The organism is Pseudoalteromonas sp. XMcav2-N (assembly GCF_024124545.1).
Taxonomy (GTDB): Bacteria; Pseudomonadota; Gammaproteobacteria; order Enterobacterales; family Alteromonadaceae; genus Pseudoalteromonas.
This window is the reverse complement of the sequence record NZ_JAMXSF010000001.1, coordinates 362,785-385,109: the sequence shown is the minus strand read 5'-3', so window position 1 is coordinate 385,109 and position 22,325 is coordinate 362,785. Positions and strand designations below refer to the sequence as shown.

Below are 22,325 nucleotides of genomic sequence, written 5' to 3'. Positions count from 1 at the left end.
GTTGACATCAAATCCTCAAACGCTCCCTTTGAGGCTTTTATTAGTTACTCAATGCGCTAATTTTTCATTTATAAATCAGTTTGTTTTGTTACACTGCTAGCACCTTCGACTTGACTGAATCACTATGGAATTACTGTACTTCGCCGTTGCCTTTGCCTGTGGCTTTTCCGTCTATCAACTTAAACTCCCACCATTAATTGGCTTTTTGTTGGCGGGCTTTGTGCTCAACCTGTTGGGGCACAGCAGTACCGACTTACTCACCCAACTGGCTGATTTGGGTGTCACTCTACTGTTATTCAGTATTGGTTTAAAACTAAAAGTATCCAACCTGGTTAAGCCCCAGGTGTGGGCACCTGCCAGCTTGCACCTGATCACCAGCATTGCTTTCTTTGCCTCTTTATTACTGATGTTGGGCGCATTTGGCTTGCCGTTATTTGTCGATTTGTCCTGGCAAAGTGCCTGCCTGGTTGGTTTTGCTTTTAGTTTTTCCAGCACCGTATTTGCGGTTAAAGTGCTGGAAGAACGAGGAGAGATGGCCAGCCTGCATGGTAAAATTTCCATCGGGATCCTGGTTATGCAGGATATATTTGCTGTGATCTTCCTCGCCATCAGCACTGGCAAATCGCCTAACTTATGGGCACTTGCCTTGCTGGTTGGTTTACCACTCTTGCGACCGTTGCTGTTCTGGATACTTAACCGTTCTAAACATGGCGAACTTCTGCCATTGTTCGGTTTTTTCTTTGCCCTGGTACTTGGCTACCACGGATTCGAGTTGGCGGGTCTGAAAGGTGATTTGGGCGCCCTGATCATCGGAATGATATTTGCGCCACATAAAAAAGCGGGTGAATTGTCTAAAGCACTGCTCAACATCAAAGATATCTTATTAGTTGGCTTTTTCCTTAACATTGGCCTCAACGCCAATATCTCTCTCGAAGCCGTGCTTATTGCCGTGTTACTTGCAATTGTACTGCCTGTGAAAGTCTTCATTTACTACCTCTACACCAACATGTTCAGACTACGTGCACGGACATCACTGCTTAGTGCATTTACCTTGTCCAATTACAGTGAGTTTGGCCTGATCGTCTGTGCGGTTGCTGCCAGCAGCGGCATGATCACCGCTGACTGGCTTGCCGTGGTTGCACTGGCTGTGTCAGTCACTTTTGTACTGGCTACCCCCTTGAATAAAAAAGCCAACGAAATATACGTTAAGCTTGAGCCGTTGCTCGTCAAGTTTGAAAGTGATAAACGACTTGAAGAAGAGCTGCCTGTTAATCTGACAGACACACGGATCGTGATATTCGGTATGGGCAGAATTGGTACCGGTGCCTATGAGACCATTCATGCCTCTCACCCAGGTGCCGTTGCGGGCGTCGATATCAAACCAGAGGTGGTGGAAAAGCACATTAGCCTTGAGCGCCGGGTACTGCTCGCGGATGCGACTGACCCTGACTTCTGGCAACGGGTAAACCACTCCAATGTCGATATGGTTATGCTGGCTATGCCTAAGCATATGCAAAATATCTATGCCCTGGAGCAACTCAAAGCATCTGGCTTCTCAGGCCAGGTCACCGCCATCGCAAACTATCCAGATCAACAAAAAGAGCTGGAAGATTTGGGCGTACACTCTACCTATAACTTCTATTTAGAAGCCGGTAGCGGCTTTGCCGAACACGTTAAAGAAAAATTATTTTCATAGCCTGCAAAATAATTCTCAGTATCAATAGGGGTACTGAGAATTATTTCTAATTCCGCATCATACACTTACATCTAGACGTCTAAATATCAGGCACACAATCATGGCATCTTTGTAACTATACGATTTACAAAGCTTTACATCATCGTTGGTAATTGCCCCTCAATTCGAAGTAAACTGGCTTCAGTAGGTTAGTTGCACTAATCTATTTTCTCAATTTAAATCTGATACTTATACCCCTCAATCAGGAACATTGAGTGGGGACTCTAATATTCGAGAGGGCAAGCATGTTAAAAAATAAATCAGCTTCTTACTTTCCTGCAGCGGTGGATGATAAAAATGCAGGCCCGCTCGCAAAATTGCAAGCGCAGCTCGATGCTATTCAAGATTCAGGAATGACAGCGTTGACAATTAGGGACATCCTTTTCCACAAGATGTTGGATATGCATTCTGTTCCTAAGGAGCATTTTTTACGTGAGCAGGATACGCCTGACAGACTTGATGACCCGGCAATCGTTGAGCAGCTGAATGCACTGGGTTTCTATCGCACCGCACAAGGTCAGGTGCATTAAGATACAGTTTTATGGGAGCCTACTCTCCCTCATAGGCTGGCAATGCCCGTCGCCAGCCTATTTCTCTCTCCTTAAAACAGCACTTATCCGCTTAGGTAACAAACACCGCGCAGCTTCTCTGAGTGGCTTAAGGTAAATGGCAACTAAACTGTCATGTCCGGCATCATAACGACCCACTCCGATTTCAATTTTCTCGACTTGCGACGCACGGATCAAAGAGCGGCCCAGCCTGTCCCATATTGCTAATGCAGAGCCCAGATTGGTATCAAAATGGGCGGGATCAGCACTGTGATGAATTTGATGCTGTGCCGGACTGATAAACCAGTTTTCAACCCTGTCTCCCCAGCTAAACCAGATATGTGAATGACGTAAATTTGAGCCAAAAATATTAAATAAGAAAACAAAGGCATTAGCCCCAAGAATATCGAACATGCTCAACGCCGTACCAAACAAGAAATACCCTAACCCCACGACAAAACCTTGCGTTAAAGCCATACGACAAGCGTACAAGTAGCTCTCTACCGGATGTGAGCGATAGATAGTAAATGGAGTCAGCACTTTTGCTGAGTGGTGTACTTTGTGGAACTCCCACAGGAACGGAATCTTGTGTAGCGCAAGGTGTAACAGATACCGGGTAAAGTCATCCACCAGAAACAGCATCAGTGTGAACAAAAAAATCACCACCGAATCATCCCAGGCTAGATGCAGCGGTGCGCCAAACAACCACTCGAGACCATCAGAAATTGCAATGGCAACAGGCACCATAGTCAATACGATGGGAGCAAAGGTGAGTGCTTTGATTAATTTGTTGGCAATAAACAATCCGTAATCCAGTTTTGCACTGTCAGATAGCCAGACGTCACGCGGGAACAAAAACCCTAGGAACCCTTTGAGCGAACGCGGGCCATGTAGTTTACTGTATACCAGACCCGCCATCGCGATGGCACTGAGAAGATACAGCCAATAGATTCGTTTATTCGCATCCAGTAAATAACCGGGCAAAGAGAACAGGCTTTGCCAGAGCGTTTCGATCATAAAATGGACAGACTCCTTTAAAAAAGGCCACTGATTAGCGGCCCTGTAAGTATACTAAATTTCAACAAATGCGCAGCTAGCTACGCACTTGTGATTGGATTACACGGTTCAGAACGAATATTTATAACCCAGTGTAAATTGACGAGGCTTGCCCGGGCGCGCGCCATAAGGGCGGCGACTCACGATCTTAGTCTCATCCAGCAGGTTATCAACCTTAGCATACACCTGACCGTATTTGCCCAATTCATAGACAGCTGACAAGTCAATGGTTGTAATCGCAGACACTTCTTTGCCCTCTAGTACCAGATCATAGCTGCCAGTGGGTGCATTGGGATCTGTGCTGCTGTCCCAACTGCGACCCGCAGCTTCTGACATAGAGCCAACGTACTTCACCGCCAAAGATACACGCCAGTCAGGGGCAGAAACACCTATATTAAAGCTGGCCTGATGCTCAGGTAAATACGGGAGTTCATCGCCGCTTTTTACATGGCCCCATTGTGCGAAGTTAGTGTACCTGTCGTTTTTAAATTCCCCTTTGGTATAGGTGTAAACAAAGCCATAAGGGATGTCAATTTGCAGGTTCAACGGATAACGCTGGCTAAACTGAGCTTCCAGTCCATATACGTGCGCCTCGCCACCATTAAACTCTTTGCCAACTTCCAGTGCCCCACAGTTAGACTGACCACAACTTTCTTTCAGGTTGCTGTAGTCATTGAAAAAGCTAACCACTTCCAGCTGGGTCACGCCATCGTTAAAGCGACCACCAAATTCATAGTTCGTACTTTTCTCAATTTCAATATCAACCGATTGCTGCGGCGAAGCAGGCGAAAACCCTTGGTGTACACCGAACAGAATGCCTGAGTCTTCAGATAGCTGATAAAAACCACTCATACCTGGCAGCCAGATGCGTGTCGTTTTGTTCTGCCAGTCATCCGCATCCACCGTATTCTGGTAAGCCATGTCCATGAGTTCACCACGAATACCCAAGCCAAGCGTCAGCGCATCAATCGTCACTTTGTCCTCGACATAAACAGACCAGGCCTTGGTATTTTCGGTGTTTTGATCGGTATAGACTTTGTCCAGCCCCAGATTAAACGCACTGCCATCTTTCATGCCGTAGGTTTCAGTGAAGTGTTTACGCTCAATCTCGTCTTCATGAAAGCGCACGCCAAACGACAAGGTATTCTCATAGCCAGCGAGATTAAACTTGGCAGAGCCATCAACCTGAATGCCCTGAGAGAAATACTCACGGTCATTGGTACCCATAGTCAGAAAGTTCGGCCGCCCACTGAACGGGATAGAATCTTCTGTACCACTGAGCACCTGATACAGGCGCTGATACTTTTCATCTTCCGGATTTGCCAGTATCTCTGGCAAAGTCGCGTCAGTGTTCGTCAGGCCATTTAGCTTAAGCCAGGCACGTTCATAGTCGTTACGATACACACGCGAAGTCAGACTAACGTCCTGATATTTAAGGTGGTGTGAAAACATCACCTGACTGTGTTTGGTGTCCATATTGTCAGGCTGAGACGCAGCGTAACGACGATAAGGGGTGGCGTCAAAATCCGCATCAGTCAGACCCAGATAGGTTTCGTTCGACAACTCATCCGCGTAACTGAGTTTCAGCCCAAACGTGTGCTCCAACTCACCTTGCTGCATCTTATAGTTAAACTTGGCCAGTAAATCATTTTTCTCAAATCCAGTGTCTGCCCCACCATCCAGGTCTTTAAACCCGTCCGCTTGCAGATTAACGCCTTCGAGTAAGAAGCCAACATTATTGACTACTGAGCCAAAATACGCGTGTGCTTTGGTATAACCATCACTGCCCGTTGCCAGATCAATGGCCCCTTCTGAAAACTCAGGCACTGCACGGGTCACCAGGTTCAGTGCACCCGCAACCGACTGAGGGCCATGTTTAATAGCGGCCGGACCTTTGAATACTTCAACGGCTGTCATGCGGGTTGTGACTGGAAAATAATAAGCTGCGGGGGCTGAATATGGTGCCGGACCAATCAACACTCCGTCTTCCATGATAGTGATTTTTTTGCTTCGTTCAGGTGTTACTCCGCGAAAGCCGATGTTTGGGCGCAGGCCATAGCCATCTTCCTCACGGATATTCACACCCGGCACCGATGACAAGATACGGTGAATGTCATCGTATTCAAATTCTGCTAACTGCTCTTCACTTAGCAAAGTCGCAGAGCCTGCTTCAGTGCGAAGCTTATCGTAATGGCTCAGGATCTGAATGTGTTCCATGTCGTCATTTTTTGCGTCATCATTTGCCAGTGCCTGAGATGCAGCCAGCGCCACAGCCACGGCCAACACAGTTCTTTTCATCATGGGTCCTTTAGTCATTGTCACCTGCCGATGTTTTTGGAAGTTCCAGAGCCAGCTTTTGGATGAAATCATTTTTAAGCTGATCAGTGACGTCTTTAACCTTTGCATGTGTATTTGTCACACCCGCAGCGTCTTCGTTCAGCGCTTGCTGCAAGTTATCACTCAGTGCTGCTGTCGCGGCTTTCGCATTTGCGATACCCTGGATCATAACGTCTTTGGTTTGACTGGCAGATTGATTGTCCAGAAAGTCATCAAAACCCGTTGTATCTGCACTGTCCGTGCCTTGTCCAAGAAAGATCTGCTCAAATGCAGCAATATTAGCCTGAATGTTTTCGATAGAGTGCTTAGCATAACGTGACTCAACTGCCTCAGGACACACCTCAGTACCACACTGGTTGGCAAACAGGCCCAGCGGAGTGGCCAATTTGTAATCCTTTAGTTCTTCAGTCATGTAGAACAGTGCGTCAGAAATACGATTCACAGCCTGAGTAACAGTATCAAACTCACTGCCCGATTCACCGGCATTTTTCAATTTAGCCGCATAACCTTGATCACCCACCCACTCAAACATCAAACGCTCTGCGGTTTCTTTGAGATCTTTTGATACTTCAACGGCATACTGACAACGCATCGAACGACGTAGCTGTTCATCCTGAGTATTCCACTGCGCCAAAATATCTCCTGCTGCTGCAGCTGAACAACTGTGGTCTAGATTACTGTTAAAGAGTAAATACTCCATTGCATCTAAACCACGACGTTTATCACTGCGCTTGCTGATATCGTAGGGCACACCATTAATATTGCCCTGCGCAAAGTAAGCCACATCCTGATCAACATTACAGTAGTTGGTATCTGGCCACGAATAAATGTCTTTACGAAGAGCCTTATCATCGGCCAGCAAAGGGCCCACAATCATCAGCTCGGCATGTTGCCAGCTCACCATCGTCTCTTTCCAGCTATTCTGTGCCGTAAGCAGTGCTTCATCCCGCGCCGCTTTTGCTGCCTGGTCACCCAGTGTCGGATCAAACGCAGTTTCTAAATCACAGTACGCTTTAACTATGTCAGGCTGTGTGCTCGCTTTGTTGGCAAATTGCTGGAAAGTCGGGGTAAACACATTGTCAGTCAGATTTGCAATTAGCTTTTTCTGGCTGAAAGTGCTCTGGTTGCCATCCTGACCTGAATCTGGTGTTTCAGGGCCGCCATTGGATGAATCCTGGTTATCGTTACCGGTATCTTGGTTATCGTTCGGATTCGCTTGTTTATAGCCAGGACCGGCAGAGCTGGACGTACTTTCGCCACACCCGCTTAATGCCAAACCAATGGCCACTGCCAATAAAATAGGTCTGGAGTGTATTCTCATTATGTGCCTCAAATGAATAGTCTAGATACGCAAAAGGCTAGCAAAACTTGCTAACCTTTTGACAGTTCAAAGAATCGTTAATAACTTACCAGTTGGCAACGTTCTCTGCATCAAAGCCGTAGACTTCCTCAAGGATGTCACGAGCGGCTTGCAGGTCTGCTTTATAAGCTGCGATGGCATCTGCGGTAATCGCAGGCTGAGTCCCCATCAGAGCGTGCATCTGTTCAAACTTACCCACGTTACCTTCTGCATAGAAAGGTGAGAAACGATTAAACTGGAAGTTTAGTGCAAAACCTTTCATTTCTGACCAGTGCTTAGCCAGTGTCGCAAAGTCAGAAGCAGTGTACTCTTCCTCAGCTGTACCGGCCAATTCTGCTGCCAGCAAATCTAAATCTTTTTGGGTGTCATTGATGTAGTGAACAACCGTCGCAGCAATGGCTTTTTCCCATGCCAGCAATGCGTCTTTGGCGTGACCTTTCAGGGTCTCCATTTGCGTTTCGCTTAGCGCACCTTCTGTCGAGTTAATCAGCTTACGGCCATTGTAGAAAGCCTCAAAAGCCTCTTTGCTCAGGTCAGTTGGGTTTGTATTGCTTACAGTGCCACGGTCACGTTTGGCTGCATTGGTAGAATTGCCAAAGTTGTACTCTGAATTGAAGTCAATTGAACCGTCGGCATTTGCATCGTTGTAACCTGCTTTGAAAGCATCTCGGCCATCTTTACCTGCAATTTCGTCATCCGTGTAGCTCATGTAGTTACGTGCTGCACCAAAATAACCGAAACCTTCATCCCACTGATGCTCAAGGTTAGTATAAGCTTTACCTTCAACTGCTACAGTGTTGTCGGTCATCAAACCTTTACCATCTGTGTCGTAATCCAGGTAATCATCAGCCGCTTGTGAAAACGCCACTGCACCGTATAGGAACTTTTGAATTAACTGGTTAAGATCAACGCCATTTTCAGCAACGTAGATAGTGTCGATCTCGTTACCGCTAGGGTCTAACGGAGCCTCAGCCAGTGCACGCTCAGCCAGCTGGTCAAACAGCTGCTTTACGAACAGCTCAGGAATAGGTGTTTCACCGTCGGCTGCAATTGCAGTCCAGCCTGCGAAGTTACCATCTTCGGTCCAGTCTTTATACTGGCCTTTTGCATCGTTACCAGCAATTTTACCAGTGAGGTCTTTGTGCGATGAAGATATCTCAGTCAGTTTAGTTTGCGCAGCAGGATCAGTGACGATTGTCAGGTCACGCGCTCCCCAAACATTGCTGTATTCATCTTCAGAAATAGCATAAAATTTGTTTATTGCGGTTAACAAAGTTTCTTTTGTTGCGTTCGTATCTTTCGCATCGGTAACAAATTGAGCACTACCGATATAGTTAAACAACTCTTTAATCAACACATGGCGCGCAATCTGTCCTGAGTAAGCAACACTGGATTGCCCTTCTTCGAAACGACTAATGAAGTCATAGTCCATCTCATCCAGTACTTTGAATACGATCTCAAAGCTTTGCTCATTATCAGCACTGTCTTTTACGATGACAGTTAATTTAACTTCCTGCTCCAGTTCATAGTTCAGGTGCTCACCGGCTTTTAATTTCAAAACGCCATTTGCAACTTCAAAACGCTCGTCAGACACGGTGAAAGTATGGCTGTCATCGTCACCGTCTGTAACAACCAAAGTACCAATCTCAATCGCCACCATGTTTTCAGTTACAGTCACTTCAGTTGCGTCTGAATTCTGGCTTTTTAACGTCAGTGCTGTAGGCGCTTCGTTTGTCGTTGGATCAGGCGTCTGAGTATTGTTGTCATTGGAGCTTGAACCACCACAGGCAGTCAGACCCAAAGTAGCAACGAGTATAGAAGTAGCAAGCAGAGATTTTTTAAAAATCATTGAGCATTCCTTAATAAAGCAATGTTAAAAATTATTCTTAGTCGCGTTAAGTATACACCGCTTTAAATAGCAATCAATTCTATTTACGTTGCTAAATGCACGATTTAGATCAAGAAACATGCGATCTTTTTTACTTAAAAATGCACAAGGGTATTGGATGCGCAAACAAGATAAAACTTAAGAAACTGATAAATAAAGCATTTTATTGGTGGTGTGATAAAGAATTGTGGGGCGATTTATGGCGTAAGTACAATCGAGAACGAATGGATAGTTCGAATAATTGGAACTATCCGACATGGAAGTTTCGCCAAAGTATGACTTTAATTTAGGGTGGACCACGCTTCCTTTACAAAAAGGTAACCTTTACGCCAAACAGTCTTAATTTTTTCTGCACCGACGGCTGTATCACCTAACTTTCTGCGCAGACATGACACACGCACATCCACTGTCCGGCTATTCGCCTGATAGTGCTGTCCGACAACCTTTTTGTAGATATCCTCTCGACTGACCACTTCCGGTGCTCGCGAAGCCAACAACCACAATAACTCGAATTCATGGCTGGTTAAATTAACCGGCTGTTGCGCCAGTGACACACTCCGCTCATTAAAGTTTAAGTAAAGTTCTCCAAAGTGGAGTTCATGCGGTGTGTCTGCATAAGGCACCGAGATGGCCGGATGCTTGCGAGCCAGCGCGTCCAGACGGGCGCGCCAGAGCCGGGGTTTAGCCATACAGGGGATTACGTCATCCGCGCCCAACTCCAGCATGAGGCTTTGCAAATCCTCATTGTCTTCATCAAGAGACACGATCAGGGGGGCGTCGAAATACGTTTTGAGCACGTTAATCGTGTCGTATTGCGCACTGGTTGCCAGAGCCTGGCCAATCACAATACTGTCTACCTGCTGAATAGCATAACCCTGTCTGGTTGCGTCATGAATGTTGATGAACCTCATGGTGTAGCCATGCTGTTGTAGTGCCTCGAAAGGCGCGATGCTGTGTCCTTTTTCATCTTGTGCGATTAATACCGTTGACACGAAAAAGCCTCGTTCGAACTATGTGTGAGGGTTAGTCTAGTGACGTTAGCTGAACAAACGCTTTACGCAGCAAACAAACGCTCAGCAACACGAAACAAGGCACTCACGACCGGGTCCTGCAGGCGTTTCTTTTTGCACACCAGGCCGATTTCAATTTCTTCACTTTGTAAGCCCAATGTCTGAACCTGATTTCTGAACGGGCTTTGCTCAAGTACAACCTCAGGTACATAGGCAACGCCAAAACCCAGACTAGTCAACGCCACCATAGCCTCATGTCCAGAAACATGCGCATAGATTTTTGGCTGCAGTACTTTTTTCTTGAAAAATACATCCAAGCGTTCTTTCAATACACCGTGCTCTGGCACAATGAAAGGCACCTGTTCCCAGGGCAATTCACCCCGATGATGCTCGATCAATTCACTCAGCGGGCACTTCATCGTTGGGGCTATAAACAACAACCTGGAACGACCTATACTCAGGTATTCAAGCCCCTGGGGAAGAGCGCGTGGCCTTACTGCGACCGCGACATCAACAATTTCTCCTTGCACCTGTGCAATGGAGTTTGCCGGGTCACCAGTCAGTAAGTTCAGTTCAACCTGGGGAAAATCCTGACGATAACGCGCAAACAAATCATAAATAAAGCTGTACGACGCGGTTACCGAGCAAAACAGGCTCAGCTCCCCACTCAGTGGCTTGTCCTCATCCAGACATTCACTCTTAAACTGACGCCAACTTGTTAACGTGGCTTGTGCATATTGAATGAATGCCTGCCCTTGCGGGGTCAGTGCGACACTGCGATTGTCACGAATAAACAAAGGCGCCCCAACCTCCTCCTCTAATTGCTTAATCTGGCGGCTTAGCGTAGGTGGGCTAATGTAGCAACGTTCGCTCGCCCGGGAAAAATGTAAGGTATCCGCCAGTGCGAGGAAATACTTTAACTGTTTATGGTCCATGTTGGTTACGCTCAGAGTGTTTCATTATGTGAAATACAATAGTTTAAATATATCATTTTACGCAACTTAAACTTACTACTAGGCTAGACCCTATACTTTATTCCAGAAGAATCAAACAGGACAAATCATGGCGAACTATTTCAATTCACTGCCACTACGCGAGCAACTTGCCCAACTGGCTCAATGCCACTTTATGGACCCTAAAGAGTTTGAGGACGGCGTGAACGTTCTGCTTGGTAAAAAGCTGGTAATTGTTGGGTGTGGTGCTCAAGGTCTCAATCAGGGCCTCAACTTACGTGATTCAGGTCTGAATGTAAGCTATGCGCTACGTCAGTCAGCTATAGATGAAAAGCGTCAGTCATTCCTCAACGCCAGTGACAATGGCTTTGAGGTCGGTACCTATGAAACACTGATCCCACAGGCTGATCTGGTACTGAATCTGACACCCGACAAGCAACATTCAGCGGTTGTTGAAGCGGTCATGCCGCTAATGAAGCAAGGTGCCACACTAGCATATTCACACGGCTTCAATATTGTCGAAGAAGGGATGCAGATCCGTGATGATATCACCGTCATCATGGTCGCACCTAAGTGCCCGGGTACCGAAGTACGTGAAGAATATAAGCGGGGCTTTGGTGTGCCAACGCTTATCGCTGTTCACCCTGAAAATGATCCTCAGGGACATGGTCTCGCTCAGGCAAAAGCCTATGCAGCAGGCACAGGCGGACACCGCGCAGGAGTACTACATTCATCCTTCATTGCTGAAGTGAAGTCTGATTTGATGGGCGAACAGACCATTTTGTGTGGCATGCTGCAAACTGGTTCTTTGCTGTGCTACGACAAAATGGTCGAGCAGGGTATTGAGCCCGGTTATGCCTCAAAACTCATCCAGTACGGCTGGGAAGTGATCACCGAAGCACTCAAGCATGGTGGCATTACCAACATGATGGATCGCCTGTCGAACCCGGCCAAAATCAAAGCATTTACACTGAGCGAAGAGCTCAAAACCATTATGCGTCCGCTGTACAACAAGCATATGGATGACATTATCAGTGGTGAGTTTTCTCAGGGGATGATGGCAGACTGGCATGAAGACGATGCCAAGCTGCTGAGCTGGCGTGCTGAAACTGCAGAAACGGCGTTTGAAAAACAGGCCAATTGTGAACAAGAAATTGCAGAGCAGGAATTTTTTGACAATGGCATTTTAATGGTTGCTATGGTCAAAGCTGGTGTAGAACTGGCGTTTGAAACCATGACTGCCGCTGGCATTATCGAAGAGTCTGCATACTATGAGTCTTTGCATGAAACGCCATTGATTGCCAACACTATTGCCCGTAAAAAGCTTTTCGAAATGAACCGCACCATTTCAGATACAGCGGAATACGGTTGCTACCTGTACAACCACGCCTGTTTGCCATTACTCAAGCCGTTTATGGAGAAAATCGGTACAGATGTTATTGGTAAAGGGTTGTCACAAAGCTCAAATGAGGTAGACAATCAGGCACTGATAAGCGTAAACGATGCCATCCGAAATCACCCGGTTGAAATAGTTGGCAATACTTTGCGTGGTTATATGTCTGCCATGAAGAAAATAATCTAACCCATTAAATATTAACAATCTTTTATTAATTCAAAAGTTGTTAACCAAGCAAATTTGCCATTTTAGTTCGCTTGTTAGAAACCAAGGCCCACCTGCTATGCAGTGGGCTTTTTTGCCCCCTGAAGTATGACAGTATTATGACAGTGACTTTATACCTATAGGTGTTAATTATTGACCATGCTAAAATTATGAGTCACGGGATCAAAAAGTAGTAAGTTTAATGCATAACACTGGTTTAACAATTACACAACGAATTACTCTGCTGGGCAGTTTAATCGCGGTTGTTGTCGCTTGTCTGATCGGCTTTATTTCTACCTATCAGGCCAAGTCTATGATCGAAACCCGCATGCTGGGATCTGAGCTACCCAGCAAGGTTGAGAGCATCAACAAGTCGATTAGCCAACAAATTGGCCAGCTTAAGAGTGCAGCAAAGCAACTTTCAAGCAATCAGTTTTTGCTTGATTCGGTCAACAAAGGCCAGCTAAATGAGCAGGTGCTGCTCAGGGAGTTGGCCCGCGTACAAAATCAATACGCACTGGTCACCGCTTCCTGGGCCAACAGGGAGACGCGACAATACTGGAATCAGAACGGATTCTTGCGGGTACTCAATCAACAACAAGATGGTTGGTTTTTCCAGTTTACCCAAAGTAGCGAAGAATACTCCATCAGCATCTATCAGGAAGCACCTGGTGATGTGAAAATGTTCGTCAATCATCAGCAAACCAATGGTATTGGCTTGGCCGGGCTGGCAAAAAGTATCGACGCGATGCAAACCATGTTGGCCAATATGAAAATTGAGCAGAGCGGATTTGTATTCGTCGTTGAAAAATCTCAGGGTGTTGTCCAGCTTCACCCCGATGCCAGCAAGGTTGCCAAAACAAAACTTGCAGATCTTTACGGCACACAAGCTGCCGGGCAGTTGCGTAATAGCCGGGACTTTGTGGTACTTGATCTAGACGCTGATGGCGTCTCTTCCCTGGTCGCAGCCAGCCCTATCGAGGGTACTGAGCTATTGGTCATTGCACAGGTACCCAAAGCTGAGGTATTTGCTCAGGTGTCTTCGTTACAATGGCAAATTATCTTCTGGGCACTGATCGTGGTGATAGTGGTATGTATTGCCAGCATGCTTATGGCACGTAACCTCAGTGCACCGTTACTCAAAATGGCCGACGTGTTCCGCCAACTGGGCAGCGGCGACGCAAAACTGAATTATCGCGTTCCTAATGCAGAGCAGCCAGAATTGCAAGCGCTGGGTCAGGGCTTTAATCAGTTTATCGAAAAAATTGAAGCGGCAATTTGTAATGTCGCAAAAGAAAGTCATGATATACGTGTTGCCAGTGAGCATGTATTTGCTCAGGCGAAGAAAAACTCATCATCACTGGATGAACAAAAATCCCAGACTTTATCTGTGGCCGCAGCTATAAATCAGATGGCTGCCACCGTGCAGGAAATAGCCGGAAGTGCTAACAATACCGCAAAACTTACCGACGAAAGCCGCGAGCATACGAAACACAGTCACAGCTGTGTACAGCAAAGTCAGACGACCCTGCATCAGCTCGCTCTGGATATTCAGCAAATGGCAGATCAGGTGGCGACATTGGCCAGCAAAACTCAGTCAATTGCCAGTATTTTAGACGTTATTCGGGGTATATCGGAGCAAACCAACTTACTGGCGCTCAATGCTGCTATCGAGTCAGCACGTGCAGGTGAACATGGCCGGGGTTTTGCTGTTGTAGCCGATGAAGTGCGGGCGCTCGCCAGCAGAACTTCTCAGTCAACTGATGAAATTCAGGCAACCATTCAGGAGCTGACTGCTGCATCAGATTCAATCGTGACACAAATTGCTCAATCTTCTGAGCAAGCGCAGCAAAGTGTTGATAACATGCAGACATCGGTCGAATTAATGAACACCATCACAGAAACAGCGGATCAGATCAATGATATGACGACCCTGATAGCCACCGCAACGGAGCAGCAAAGTAATGTTGTTGCAGATGTTGGACGCAGCATCGAGCAGATCAGCGTGATCAGTGACGGCGTGATGGGTGAACAACTCGATACAGAACAAGCTATTCAGCAATTAGCCAATTCAGCCAAAGCACTCGACAAACTAGTCGCCAGCTTCTAACTTAACCAGGGTGGCTAACCGCGTGTAGCCGCCCTGCCCCCCCCCAATTAGATACCTTCCACTGCGCGACCATGTTAACCCGTAGAGGCGCTCTCACCTGTGTTTATTTGCAATGGATTGTAACAATTTTCGCTTCATTAACCGGTCAAAATAGCTACACTAAAAGAAAGCTGTAGAATTTAGGAATGGCCCCTATGACCTGTTACACTCACTTCGCACGACGTTATCTTTGCCCTATTCTGACCGTCTCTGCTTTGCTGCTCGGTGGGTGTCAATCAACCCGGGTTCAGCCTGAAGTCGAAATGCTACTACTCGACAACGCTCCTTTCACTCAGCGAGAGGTTGAATCACAACACGCTATTTTTGCATTGGATGCAAACATTCGGGCGACTTTGGACCGCTACCTGGCTCGCCACAATGGCTCCAATATTAAGGTTGCTGAACAGTTACTTCAGTTTTTAGTAGAAAATGGCGACTCAAGTTTGTCTTACATGCGCGGGGCGAACCTCAGCGCAACAGAAACATTTTACGACCTGAACGCAAACTGTCTGTCGCTTTCTATTCTCGCCTACAGCTTGTCAGAGCACCTGGGCTTCAAAGGTCAGTTCCAGCGTGTTCATATCCCTGAGTACTGGGCACAAACCAGAGGTTATAGTCTGCTGACTGGCCACGTTAATTTGGTGGTTACACAGGATAACTCTGGTGCCAGGAAGAACAGTGACAACCGCGAAGTCGTGTATACACGACCTGCAAGCGTAATTATAGATTTTGACCCCAACAGCCGTGCTCAAAAGTTTTCGACTTCAAAAATCAGCAAAGATCGTATCACCGCAATGTTTTACAGCAACAAAGGCGCGATGCATATGATCAACAAGGAGATGGACTTAGCATTTAGCTATTTCAGGGCGGCCATCGACATCGATCCCCTCTATTCCGCAGCATGGGGAAATTTAGCAGTGCTATTTCGGATCAATGATCACATGACTCAGGCTGAAGCGCTTTATAAGCAGGCATTGCTGATCAATGACGAAAATAAGACAGCTATGGGTAATCTTGCGCTGTTGTACGAGATTACAGACAGACAACAACAGGCAAAGGATATCAGAGCTCAACTCCATTCCCTGCGTAAAGACAACCCTTACTATCAGATAGCACTTGGCGATGAGGCGTTTGCAAATGAAGACTACGACAAAGCGCTGAAACACTATCGCACAGCAAATAAACTGTCTAACTCCCTGCATGAAGGCTACTTTGGATTAGCTAAGGTTTATTATATTCAGGGGGAGCTGGAGCTGAGCAGAACATATCTGAATCGCGCTCTGAATCACGCAAGTTTTACTCATGACAAGAAGCGCTACCGGAACAAACTGGAGTGGTTGAGTGCAACTGCTAAGAATTAGCCTACTCTGGTTGAGTTGTGTTACTTCAGTTGCGCAGGCTGCCAGCGAGCTTGAAATCGATCTTAAGACGCTTACCAGTAAATCGCACGCTGGTCGGGAATCTGGCTATGCTGATATTAACAAAAGTGCACGTTACATACATTCACGTTTTGCTGAAACCGGCGTAGACGTCTATTACCAGTCATTCCGCTTTCGCCAAGGCTTCGGAAAACTGGGATACGGGCACAATGTTGTCGCAACCTTACCATGCAATACCCCGTCCTGTGAGCCTGCAATCGTTATCAGTGCTCATTACGACCATTTGGGTAGTAAGGGGACGCGTTATTATCCAGGTGCCAATGATAATGCGTCAGGGGTTGTCGTCATGCTGGATATAGCACGCCAGTTAATAACACAAACACGACACAGAGATATTCTTTTTGTCGCAACCGATGCCGAAGAAAAAGGCTTGTATGGGGCACACTTCTTTGCTGCAACCCTTAGCCCCGAGCGTGTTGCTTTAAATGTTAACCTGGACATGCTCGCAGTGAATAGAAAAAACCGTCTGTATGTTCTGACCTCAAAACAAGCAAAGGCTTATACCCAAACCATTACGCAAGCATTTAATCAAGAGATCCGCGCTCTGGTATTTACCTCAACAGCACGTATGTCACATCGCCTCGATACCCCAAGAGTTGACTGGTTGAGAGCCAGTGACCATTACGCTTTTCATAAGGTCGGTATCCCCTTTGCTTACTTTGGGGTTGGCACAGATCCCTTTCATCACACGCACAAGGATCAATTCGATAAAGTGGACATACCTAAATTAGCTCAGGTCTCGGCACATATTAACGCTTTTATTTCCGCATTATCAGTGTCGGCAGCCCCCTGAACCAGAGCCCTTTTGCGAGCTTTAGATAACCGCTTAAATTGCCATTCCAGTCTGGCAGCTGTACGCTTGTCTTCAACAGCCAATGTATAAACTAGTTTAAGCGGGCCCTTTCCTCGTAAGCTTTTAGCGCCTTTACCGGCAACATGCGCTGAAAAGCGCTTTGTGACATCGTTGGTGATCCCGGTATACCAATGACCAAATTTATTTTCAATTACATACAGGTGCCAAGGTGACCGTGCGTTACTCATGCCCGTGACTACTCTTTAGATCGAATGGAACTATTTTAACTGCGAATGGTCGAAACTTACCAATAATTCTACTTTACCTTCTTTATCCATTCTGTATCATTCATACAACCAAAAATAAGGATACACATACATGCAGTTAAAAAAGCGCCTTTTTGTTTGGCTTAGTATTATTCTTGCGACGACCATGCTATCCGCTTGCTCCAGCTGGGTATACCGGATAAACATCCCTCAGGGTAACTTCCTGGAGCAGTCCGATGTCGATAAGCTCAGAATCGCTATGACAAAAGAGCAAGTTTTATATGTATTGGGCACTCCGGTGGCTAAAGACGCGTTTAACAGTGAAATCTGGCATTACTCTTATGTGTTCAACCTGGGTCGAGACTCAGAGCAACGCCGTGAGTTAATCGTTTATTTCAAAAATGATAACCTGAGCGATATCTCTGGAGACTTTGATAAACCTGCAGATTTCAGTACACCGCTCTCGGAGTGAGCGTAACTCTTAGCTTCACTCTCCTGAAAAAGCAGAGCCTTGGCTCTGCTTTTAACTTCCCATCACCGCAATTAATACCACGACACTAAACAATATCTGGAGCGACATGCTCAACCAGGCGAGTACGTTGACCCCGACTAAACTCCATGGGGAAGAGTCCTGAGGATAGAGTGGACTGCGTTTTTGCCAGCGTGCCAATGCAAAAAACAATAAAGTCAGACTCGAGATCATAATCGTTGCAGACAGTTTGTTACTGTGCGTCTCATTAAAAAAGAAGTTTAACTGCACGGGCATCAGAATTGCGACCAGTGCATACAGGCTGTAAACACGTGCTACTTTTTCATATTTTGCTGCAAATGACAGCTCAATGATCCCGCGTTGTTCCAAAAACTTCTTTGCAGCGACTGCCTGTGCCTGATTAGCCAGGCGATATGGGGTCATGCCAGTGGCATCTGCCAGCCTGGGATCCACATCCATAGACTCGACCAATTCAAGCATCGCCACAGAGTTTGACATGACCGCATAATGCATCAAATTCCGGCCCAGGTCATCCAGAGACTGATGACAATGATAGTCAGTTAGCGCCTGAGCGGCACTGACAAACCCCTGCTCGACCAGCCACATCATGGCAGATTTCCCTGTTGGATCTTTGCTTTGACCTGTTGCGCCCTGCTCAATCAACTTTAAGGCGATAGATTGCTTGGCATTTTTAGACATTAGATGGGCCAGCAAAGCCTGGTCTAACAATCGCTCGACCTCTTCACCACTACACAAGTGCTTCAGCAGTCCCACATAGCTGTCATCCGCCTGCAATCGCTCAACCGCCAATTGTAAAGTTGCAACGGTATCCTGTAACACGTCTTCAAGCATGCGGCTCAGGTCTAACTGCATGTTTTCATCTGCAATTTTCCATAAGTCACACGCTTCCTCAGCCGTTAATCGTAAACCGTGCTGCAATAAGACACTCAGAGCACGGGTATAAGATTTGCCCAACAAAAGTGAGGCTGGGGAGGTTTCCATTTGGTAGGTGAGCTGTGCCTTAATATCAGCGTACTGAGCAAAAACGCCTAGTAACTTGGCAATCAATTCATCCTGACTGACGCCGGCGTCTGCGATATGAAGTAATAACTCATCGCAGTATGTCTGATGCGCTTGATCATAATCATCAATATGCTGGTAGCGACAAGATTCGAACGGCTCCAGGGGTTTAAGCCATAGAATATACATCAGCGGTGGTAAGACCGACGAACGTACGCCTTGCTGATCCGTCACGGTTTCACACTCTGGCCAGGCCTCAAGCGCATCCAGAATAAAAGCCCCATTATTTTCAACCAGCCCTTTGAGTAGCAAAGGATATTGAGCCGGCCAAATTAAAACATGCTCCATTAAAGAATTAACCACCTTATTTGTCATATCGCGCACTTAATGCCATTAATATTGTCGCAGTGCTGTTAGCGGAATGATACCAATTGCATCATGAAAAAGCTGCTGCTGATCTCAAGAATCACACCACTTTACCTAATATGAAAACAAAATCGCAATAAGACAAAGTCAATATGCTCACTGCGCACCAATCCGAATCACCATAGCCCCCCTGATGTCCTCTATTCAAGCCTGTCGGCTACTTACGTTGATCTATCGTTATCGATTGAGTAGATGTTGCTGCTCTCACCTCACTCTTCTGCGTCGATTAAGATACTCAGCTCTGGGCTTGAGGTCAGGAATGATTAAGATATACAATAGAAGTGAACGTCCAATGAAGGCCCTGTGATAGGGAGCAAGTCAAGATGGAAAATACCTTACCCACCTGGCACGTAATACTGATTATTGTGATGGTACTTGGGTTCATCATTAGCAATATTATGCTGCTAAAATATATGACCCGCTTTGATGTGAAAGGCAAACTCGATAAACAAACTAAGCCAGACTCAAAGACCGAGAGTGAAGAAGAGAAAGAAAAGTAGGGCCGGCACTTACCTGCCCTACCTCAGAGATTAGCCTACCAACCAATGCGCCATCAATGCAATCACAGGCAGTGTGACCAAAGTGCGCAAAATAAAGATACAGAATAGCTCAAACAGGTTGACCGGTATTTTACTGCCCAGCAACAGCGCGCCCACCTCAGACATATAAATCAATTGAGTCACACTCAATGCAGCAACAATAAAGCGTGTCACGTCACTTTCTATGTTTCCTGCAGCCAAAATTGAAGGAATAAACATATCCGCAAACCCAACCACTATCGTTTCAGCCGCTTTGGCCGCCTCAGGCACCTGAAGTAATTCGAGATAAGGCACAAATGGCTTACCCAGGATCTGGAATACTGGCGTATGCTCTGCAATGATGAGCGCGAACGTACCGACGGCCATGACCACAGGTAACACTGCAAACACCATGTCCAGCGCATTGTGCACGCCTTCTTTCAACGTACCTTTTACTCCCGGCGCCTTTTCCGCTTTTGCAAGGGCAACATCCAACGCATGGCCAAATAACGTTTTACCTTCAGGCACCAGTTCGGCACCAGGGTTCGCATCACTGCCATCAACGTAACAGTCTTTTTTCCATCGCAGAGGTGGTAAACGCGGGACAATAATCGCAGCCGCAATCCCCGCGGCACACACGGTTAAGTAAAATGGTGCAAACAAGTGCTCTAATTTAACCTGACCAATCACGACCAGACAGAAGGTAATAGAGACCGCCGAGAAAGTCGTGCCTATAATAGCCGCTTCTCTTTGCGTATAATGCTTGTCTTCGTATTGACGAGACGTCATCAGAATACCCACGCTACCATCCCCTAGCCAGGATGCCACGCAGTTTACGGCACTGCGACCGGGCACACCAAACAAGGGACGCATCACTTTAGTCAGTAAAGTACCCACTAGTTCCAGCAGGCCAAAGTTCAGTAGCAATGGTAGCAGCAGACCGGCTAAGACAAAAACTGAAAACAGCACAGGTAATAGGTCATTAAGCACCAATGATCCCGTATGTGCAGAGTGAATAGCTTCTGGTCCTACTTTAAAGTAGGTCATGAGAATAAACGCCATACCAGCAAGGCGGGTAACCAACCAGATTGGACTCACTGCAAACAAATGTCTGAATAAATGGTTTTTTAGCAGCTGTCTGGGCTTAACCAGCGCCACAAATGCACTCATCAGCCCGGTGATACACACTATGGCCACTATCATAGCCTGTGCAAAGGGTGCTATCCAGCCTTGCAGTGACTTTGCCATAACAGCGATCGGAATAGTCATTGCTTCCCCGATTGCAACAGGTGTCATAAATAAAAACACCCCGATCAGGGAAGGCACGATAAACGCAAATAGCGTGCGCCAGTTTGGCGACGCTGAGCCCGTAGATTCTGACATCATATGATTACCCACTAAAAAGAAAAAGAGCGTAAGGCTCTTTTTCATGTTACTTCAACTCATTGTTTTTATTTTAATATTTTGATTTATTTAAAATATTATATTTGCAGACCTCGACTGCGTAACACCTCTAACAGAGATTGCAACAACAGCTCCATAGTCTGTGCATCCAGCACTTGTTCCTCACCATCCAGCCAAGTTAGCGCCGTCTGACCATCATCGGTTGTCGACACTTTCACGACATAATCACCGTCGGCAATCGGTAATATTGTTGCTTCTTCACCCCAAATAGAGTCCCAGACACTTTGTTCGGGCGCTTCATAGCGAATTTTCACCTGATCATTATCTCTGTCTAACCGAATCACGGTAAAGTTCACACGTTCAAGGAAATTAGACAAGCGATCCATTACGGCACTCTTTTCAACCAGTGTCAGCATTGCTGCGTTGCCGTCACTGTCAAACCCGCTTTCCAGAGACAGCAGGCCCTGCTGTTTGCGCAATTCGACCGCCAATAATCTGTAGCGATAATCAAACTCCGCAATCACTTCGTTCAATGCACGCACTTCTAGCTGCTGCCTGAGCAAGTCATTTAGAGGCGTCTGATCACTTTGGTAATCAAGTAATTTAGCGCTCAGAGAAGCCGTACGCTGGTGCTCTTTTTGTTCAACTTTAAATTCAAAGCGCTGACGCGATACTTCAACAATGTCTTCCCAAAACCAGCCTTCGTCCTTCTTGATCAACGAATACCAGCCAGTTTCCACTGTGCCTTCCTGACGCGCATCCCTCGCAACCTGAGTATTGTGGTTTGCCATCACTCCATCGAGCGACTGCCAGATAAATGCTGACAGGTCTTCAATTCCGTCATTTTTATCAAAATAGACGCGAGCGACTTTATCTTTATTTTCGGCCCAACTGCCCTGAGCCAGTGTCAGGACCTGCTGAGGTGGCCGATATAATTTATTTTTCCCATCCGGATCGTTGTCATAAACAGCAACCACCATCTTATATTCCGGATCCTGGTATGGCTGCTCAAGCCCAGAAGGCGCGCTAATGGCCTCATTAACGCGGTAGTTTTTGCTGTGATGTGCATCATTTGGAAATACACTACATCCCGTTAAACCAAGTAAAACACCTAAAGTTAGTGCTTTTGGAACCCAATACTGCACGAATAAAACTCCTTAGCAAGCCCTGTTATATTTATTTACGGTAAACGAATATCGTCTTTATATGAGTGAGGATTGCCGATTTGGTTCACTGCCGGAGCAACTTTTTATATTCACCCGGCGAGCCTAAACAACTTGCAAAATTTGCCCTATGTTACTTGCCTCGCCCAGTAAACACAAGCCGTGAGCCA

General features: G+C 46.4%; 18 protein-coding genes. 8 read left to right on the top strand and 10 right to left on the bottom strand.

Translation table 11 applies throughout. The features are described from left to right. The first annotated feature begins 124 nt into the window (after nt 1-124). Nucleotides 125-1,696 (top strand): cation:proton antiporter family protein, encoded by a 1,572-nt coding sequence (locus tag NH568_RS01470; RefSeq protein ID WP_253044134.1) that lies wholly within the window; start codon nt 125-127, stop codon nt 1,694-1,696. A 284-nt stretch (nt 1,697-1,980) separates the two neighbouring features. After that, a complete protein-coding gene (locus tag NH568_RS01465) occupies nt 1,981-2,265 on the top strand; it encodes a hypothetical protein (RefSeq protein WP_253044132.1) in 285 nt (94 codons plus the stop codon). A 57-nt stretch (nt 2,266-2,322) separates the two neighbouring features. Here the strand turns inward: NH568_RS01465 and NH568_RS01460 are convergent, their stop codons facing one another. The 6 genes from NH568_RS01460 to ilvY all read right to left on the bottom strand — a co-directional run bounded on the left by NH568_RS01460 (nt 2,323) and on the right by ilvY (nt 10,869). Next, the gene (locus tag NH568_RS01460; RefSeq protein WP_253044129.1) at nt 2,323-3,300 is read right to left on the bottom strand and encodes a sterol desaturase family protein; all 978 of its coding nucleotides are present in this window, start codon (nt 3,298-3,300) and stop codon (nt 2,323-2,325) included. A 108-nt stretch (nt 3,301-3,408) separates the two neighbouring features. After that, entirely contained in the window at nt 3,409-5,637 is a 2,229-nt protein-coding gene (locus NH568_RS01455; protein ID WP_253044507.1) for a TonB-dependent receptor, read from the bottom strand. A gap of 10 nt (nt 5,638-5,647) precedes the next feature. Then, complete coding sequence (locus NH568_RS01450) at nt 5,648-6,997, bottom strand: imelysin family protein (protein ID WP_253044125.1); 1,350 nt, start codon at nt 6,995-6,997, stop codon at nt 5,648-5,650. 85 nt (nt 6,998-7,082) lie between these two features. Then, nucleotides 7,083-8,885, bottom strand: a complete 1,803-nt coding sequence (locus NH568_RS01445; RefSeq protein ID WP_253044122.1) for a DUF4856 domain-containing protein — start codon at nt 8,883-8,885, stop codon at nt 7,083-7,085. A gap of 320 nt (nt 8,886-9,205) precedes the next feature. Then, nucleotides 9,206-9,916, bottom strand: coding sequence for a winged helix-turn-helix domain-containing protein (locus NH568_RS24145; protein ID WP_253044120.1), 711 nt, complete (start codon nt 9,914-9,916; stop codon nt 9,206-9,208). Between the two features lie 62 nt (nt 9,917-9,978). After that, nucleotides 9,979-10,869, bottom strand: a complete 891-nt coding sequence (gene ilvY / locus NH568_RS01435) for an HTH-type transcriptional activator IlvY (protein ID WP_253044119.1) — start codon at nt 10,867-10,869, stop codon at nt 9,979-9,981. A 127-nt stretch (nt 10,870-10,996) separates the two neighbouring features. Between ilvY and ilvC the strand changes: the two genes are divergently transcribed. The 4 genes from ilvC (at nt 10,997) to NH568_RS01415 (ending at nt 16,868) form a co-directional block, all read left to right on the top strand. Next, nucleotides 10,997-12,469: a ketol-acid reductoisomerase gene (ilvC, locus tag NH568_RS01430; RefSeq protein ID WP_253044118.1), complete on the top strand. Its 1,473-nt coding sequence runs from the start codon at nt 10,997-10,999 to the stop codon at nt 12,467-12,469. Nucleotides 12,470-12,689: 220 nt separating this feature from the next. Next, nucleotides 12,690-14,597, top strand: a complete 1,908-nt coding sequence (locus NH568_RS01425; protein ID WP_253044114.1) for a methyl-accepting chemotaxis protein — start codon at nt 12,690-12,692, stop codon at nt 14,595-14,597. A 194-nt stretch (nt 14,598-14,791) separates the two neighbouring features. Next, complete coding sequence (locus NH568_RS01420; RefSeq protein WP_253044112.1) at nt 14,792-15,997, top strand: tetratricopeptide repeat protein; 1,206 nt, start codon at nt 14,792-14,794, stop codon at nt 15,995-15,997. After that, nucleotides 15,978-16,868, top strand: a complete 891-nt coding sequence (locus tag NH568_RS01415; protein WP_253044108.1) for a M20/M25/M40 family metallo-hydrolase — start codon at nt 15,978-15,980, stop codon at nt 16,866-16,868. Before NH568_RS01420 ends, NH568_RS01415 begins: the two co-directional genes overlap by 20 nt. On the opposite strand, the gene NH568_RS01410 is transcribed toward NH568_RS01415, so the two are convergent. Continuing rightward, nucleotides 16,808-17,116, bottom strand: coding sequence for a GIY-YIG nuclease family protein (locus tag NH568_RS01410; protein WP_253044105.1), 309 nt, complete (start codon nt 17,114-17,116; stop codon nt 16,808-16,810). The genes NH568_RS01415 and NH568_RS01410 overlap by 61 nt on opposite strands. Before the next feature lie 184 nt (nt 17,117-17,300). Between NH568_RS01410 and bamE the strand changes: the two genes are divergently transcribed. Then, complete coding sequence (gene bamE, locus NH568_RS01405; RefSeq protein ID WP_253044506.1) at nt 17,301-17,606, top strand: outer membrane protein assembly factor BamE; 306 nt, start codon at nt 17,301-17,303, stop codon at nt 17,604-17,606. 51 nt (nt 17,607-17,657) lie between these two features. On the opposite strand, the gene NH568_RS01400 is transcribed toward bamE, so the two are convergent. Next, entirely contained in the window at nt 17,658-19,019 is a 1,362-nt protein-coding gene (locus NH568_RS01400) for an ankyrin repeat domain-containing protein (RefSeq protein WP_253044102.1), read from the bottom strand. Nucleotides 19,020-19,393: 374 nt separating this feature from the next. Between NH568_RS01400 and NH568_RS01395 the strand changes: the two genes are divergently transcribed. Then, nucleotides 19,394-19,570 carry a DUF2897 family protein gene (locus NH568_RS01395; protein WP_253044100.1) on the top strand — a complete coding sequence of 59 codons (177 nt, stop codon included), beginning with the start codon at nt 19,394-19,396 and terminating at the stop codon, nt 19,568-19,570. 30 nt (nt 19,571-19,600) lie between these two features. Here the strand turns inward: NH568_RS01395 and NH568_RS01390 are convergent, their stop codons facing one another. Further along, the gene (locus NH568_RS01390; protein ID WP_253044505.1) at nt 19,601-20,971 is read right to left on the bottom strand and encodes a YjiH family protein; all 1,371 of its coding nucleotides are present in this window, start codon (nt 20,969-20,971) and stop codon (nt 19,601-19,603) included. Between the two features lie 98 nt (nt 20,972-21,069). After that, nucleotides 21,070-22,137 (bottom strand): outer membrane protein assembly factor BamC, encoded by a 1,068-nt coding sequence (gene bamC / locus NH568_RS01385; RefSeq protein ID WP_253044099.1) that lies wholly within the window; start codon nt 22,135-22,137, stop codon nt 21,070-21,072. Nucleotides 22,138-22,325: the final 188 nt, after the last annotated feature.

Coding starts and splice junctions, on each gene's coding strand:
- NH568_RS01460 (WP_253044129.1), bottom strand. CDS start 3,300: ATGATCGAAACGCTCTGGCAAAGCCTGTTCTCTTTGCCCGGTTATTTA.
- NH568_RS01410 (WP_253044105.1), bottom strand. CDS start 17,116: ATGAGTAACGCACGGTCACCTTGGCACCTGTATGTAATTGAAAATAAA.
- NH568_RS01395 (WP_253044100.1), top strand. CDS start 19,394: ATGGAAAATACCTTACCCACCTGGCACGTAATACTGATTATTGTGATG.
- NH568_RS01470 (WP_253044134.1), top strand. CDS start 125: ATGGAATTACTGTACTTCGCCGTTGCCTTTGCCTGTGGCTTTTCCGTC.
- NH568_RS01420 (WP_253044112.1), top strand. CDS start 14,792: ATGACCTGTTACACTCACTTCGCACGACGTTATCTTTGCCCTATTCTG.
- NH568_RS01400 (WP_253044102.1), bottom strand. CDS start 19,019: ATGACAAATAAGGTGGTTAATTCTTTAATGGAGCATGTTTTAATTTGG.
- NH568_RS01425 (WP_253044114.1), top strand. CDS start 12,690: ATGCATAACACTGGTTTAACAATTACACAACGAATTACTCTGCTGGGC.
- ilvY (WP_253044119.1), bottom strand. CDS start 10,869: ATGGACCATAAACAGTTAAAGTATTTCCTCGCACTGGCGGATACCTTA.
- NH568_RS01390 (WP_253044505.1), bottom strand. CDS start 20,971: ATGTCAGAATCTACGGGCTCAGCGTCGCCAAACTGGCGCACGCTATTT.
- ilvC (WP_253044118.1), top strand. CDS start 10,997: ATGGCGAACTATTTCAATTCACTGCCACTACGCGAGCAACTTGCCCAA.
- NH568_RS01455 (WP_253044507.1), bottom strand. CDS start 5,637: ATGAAAAGAACTGTGTTGGCCGTGGCTGTGGCGCTGGCTGCATCTCAG.
- NH568_RS01450 (WP_253044125.1), bottom strand. CDS start 6,997: ATGAGAATACACTCCAGACCTATTTTATTGGCAGTGGCCATTGGTTTG.
- NH568_RS01445 (WP_253044122.1), bottom strand. CDS start 8,885: ATGATTTTTAAAAAATCTCTGCTTGCTACTTCTATACTCGTTGCTACT.
- bamE (WP_253044506.1), top strand. CDS start 17,301: ATGCTATCCGCTTGCTCCAGCTGGGTATACCGGATAAACATCCCTCAG.
- NH568_RS01465 (WP_253044132.1), top strand. CDS start 1,981: ATGTTAAAAAATAAATCAGCTTCTTACTTTCCTGCAGCGGTGGATGAT.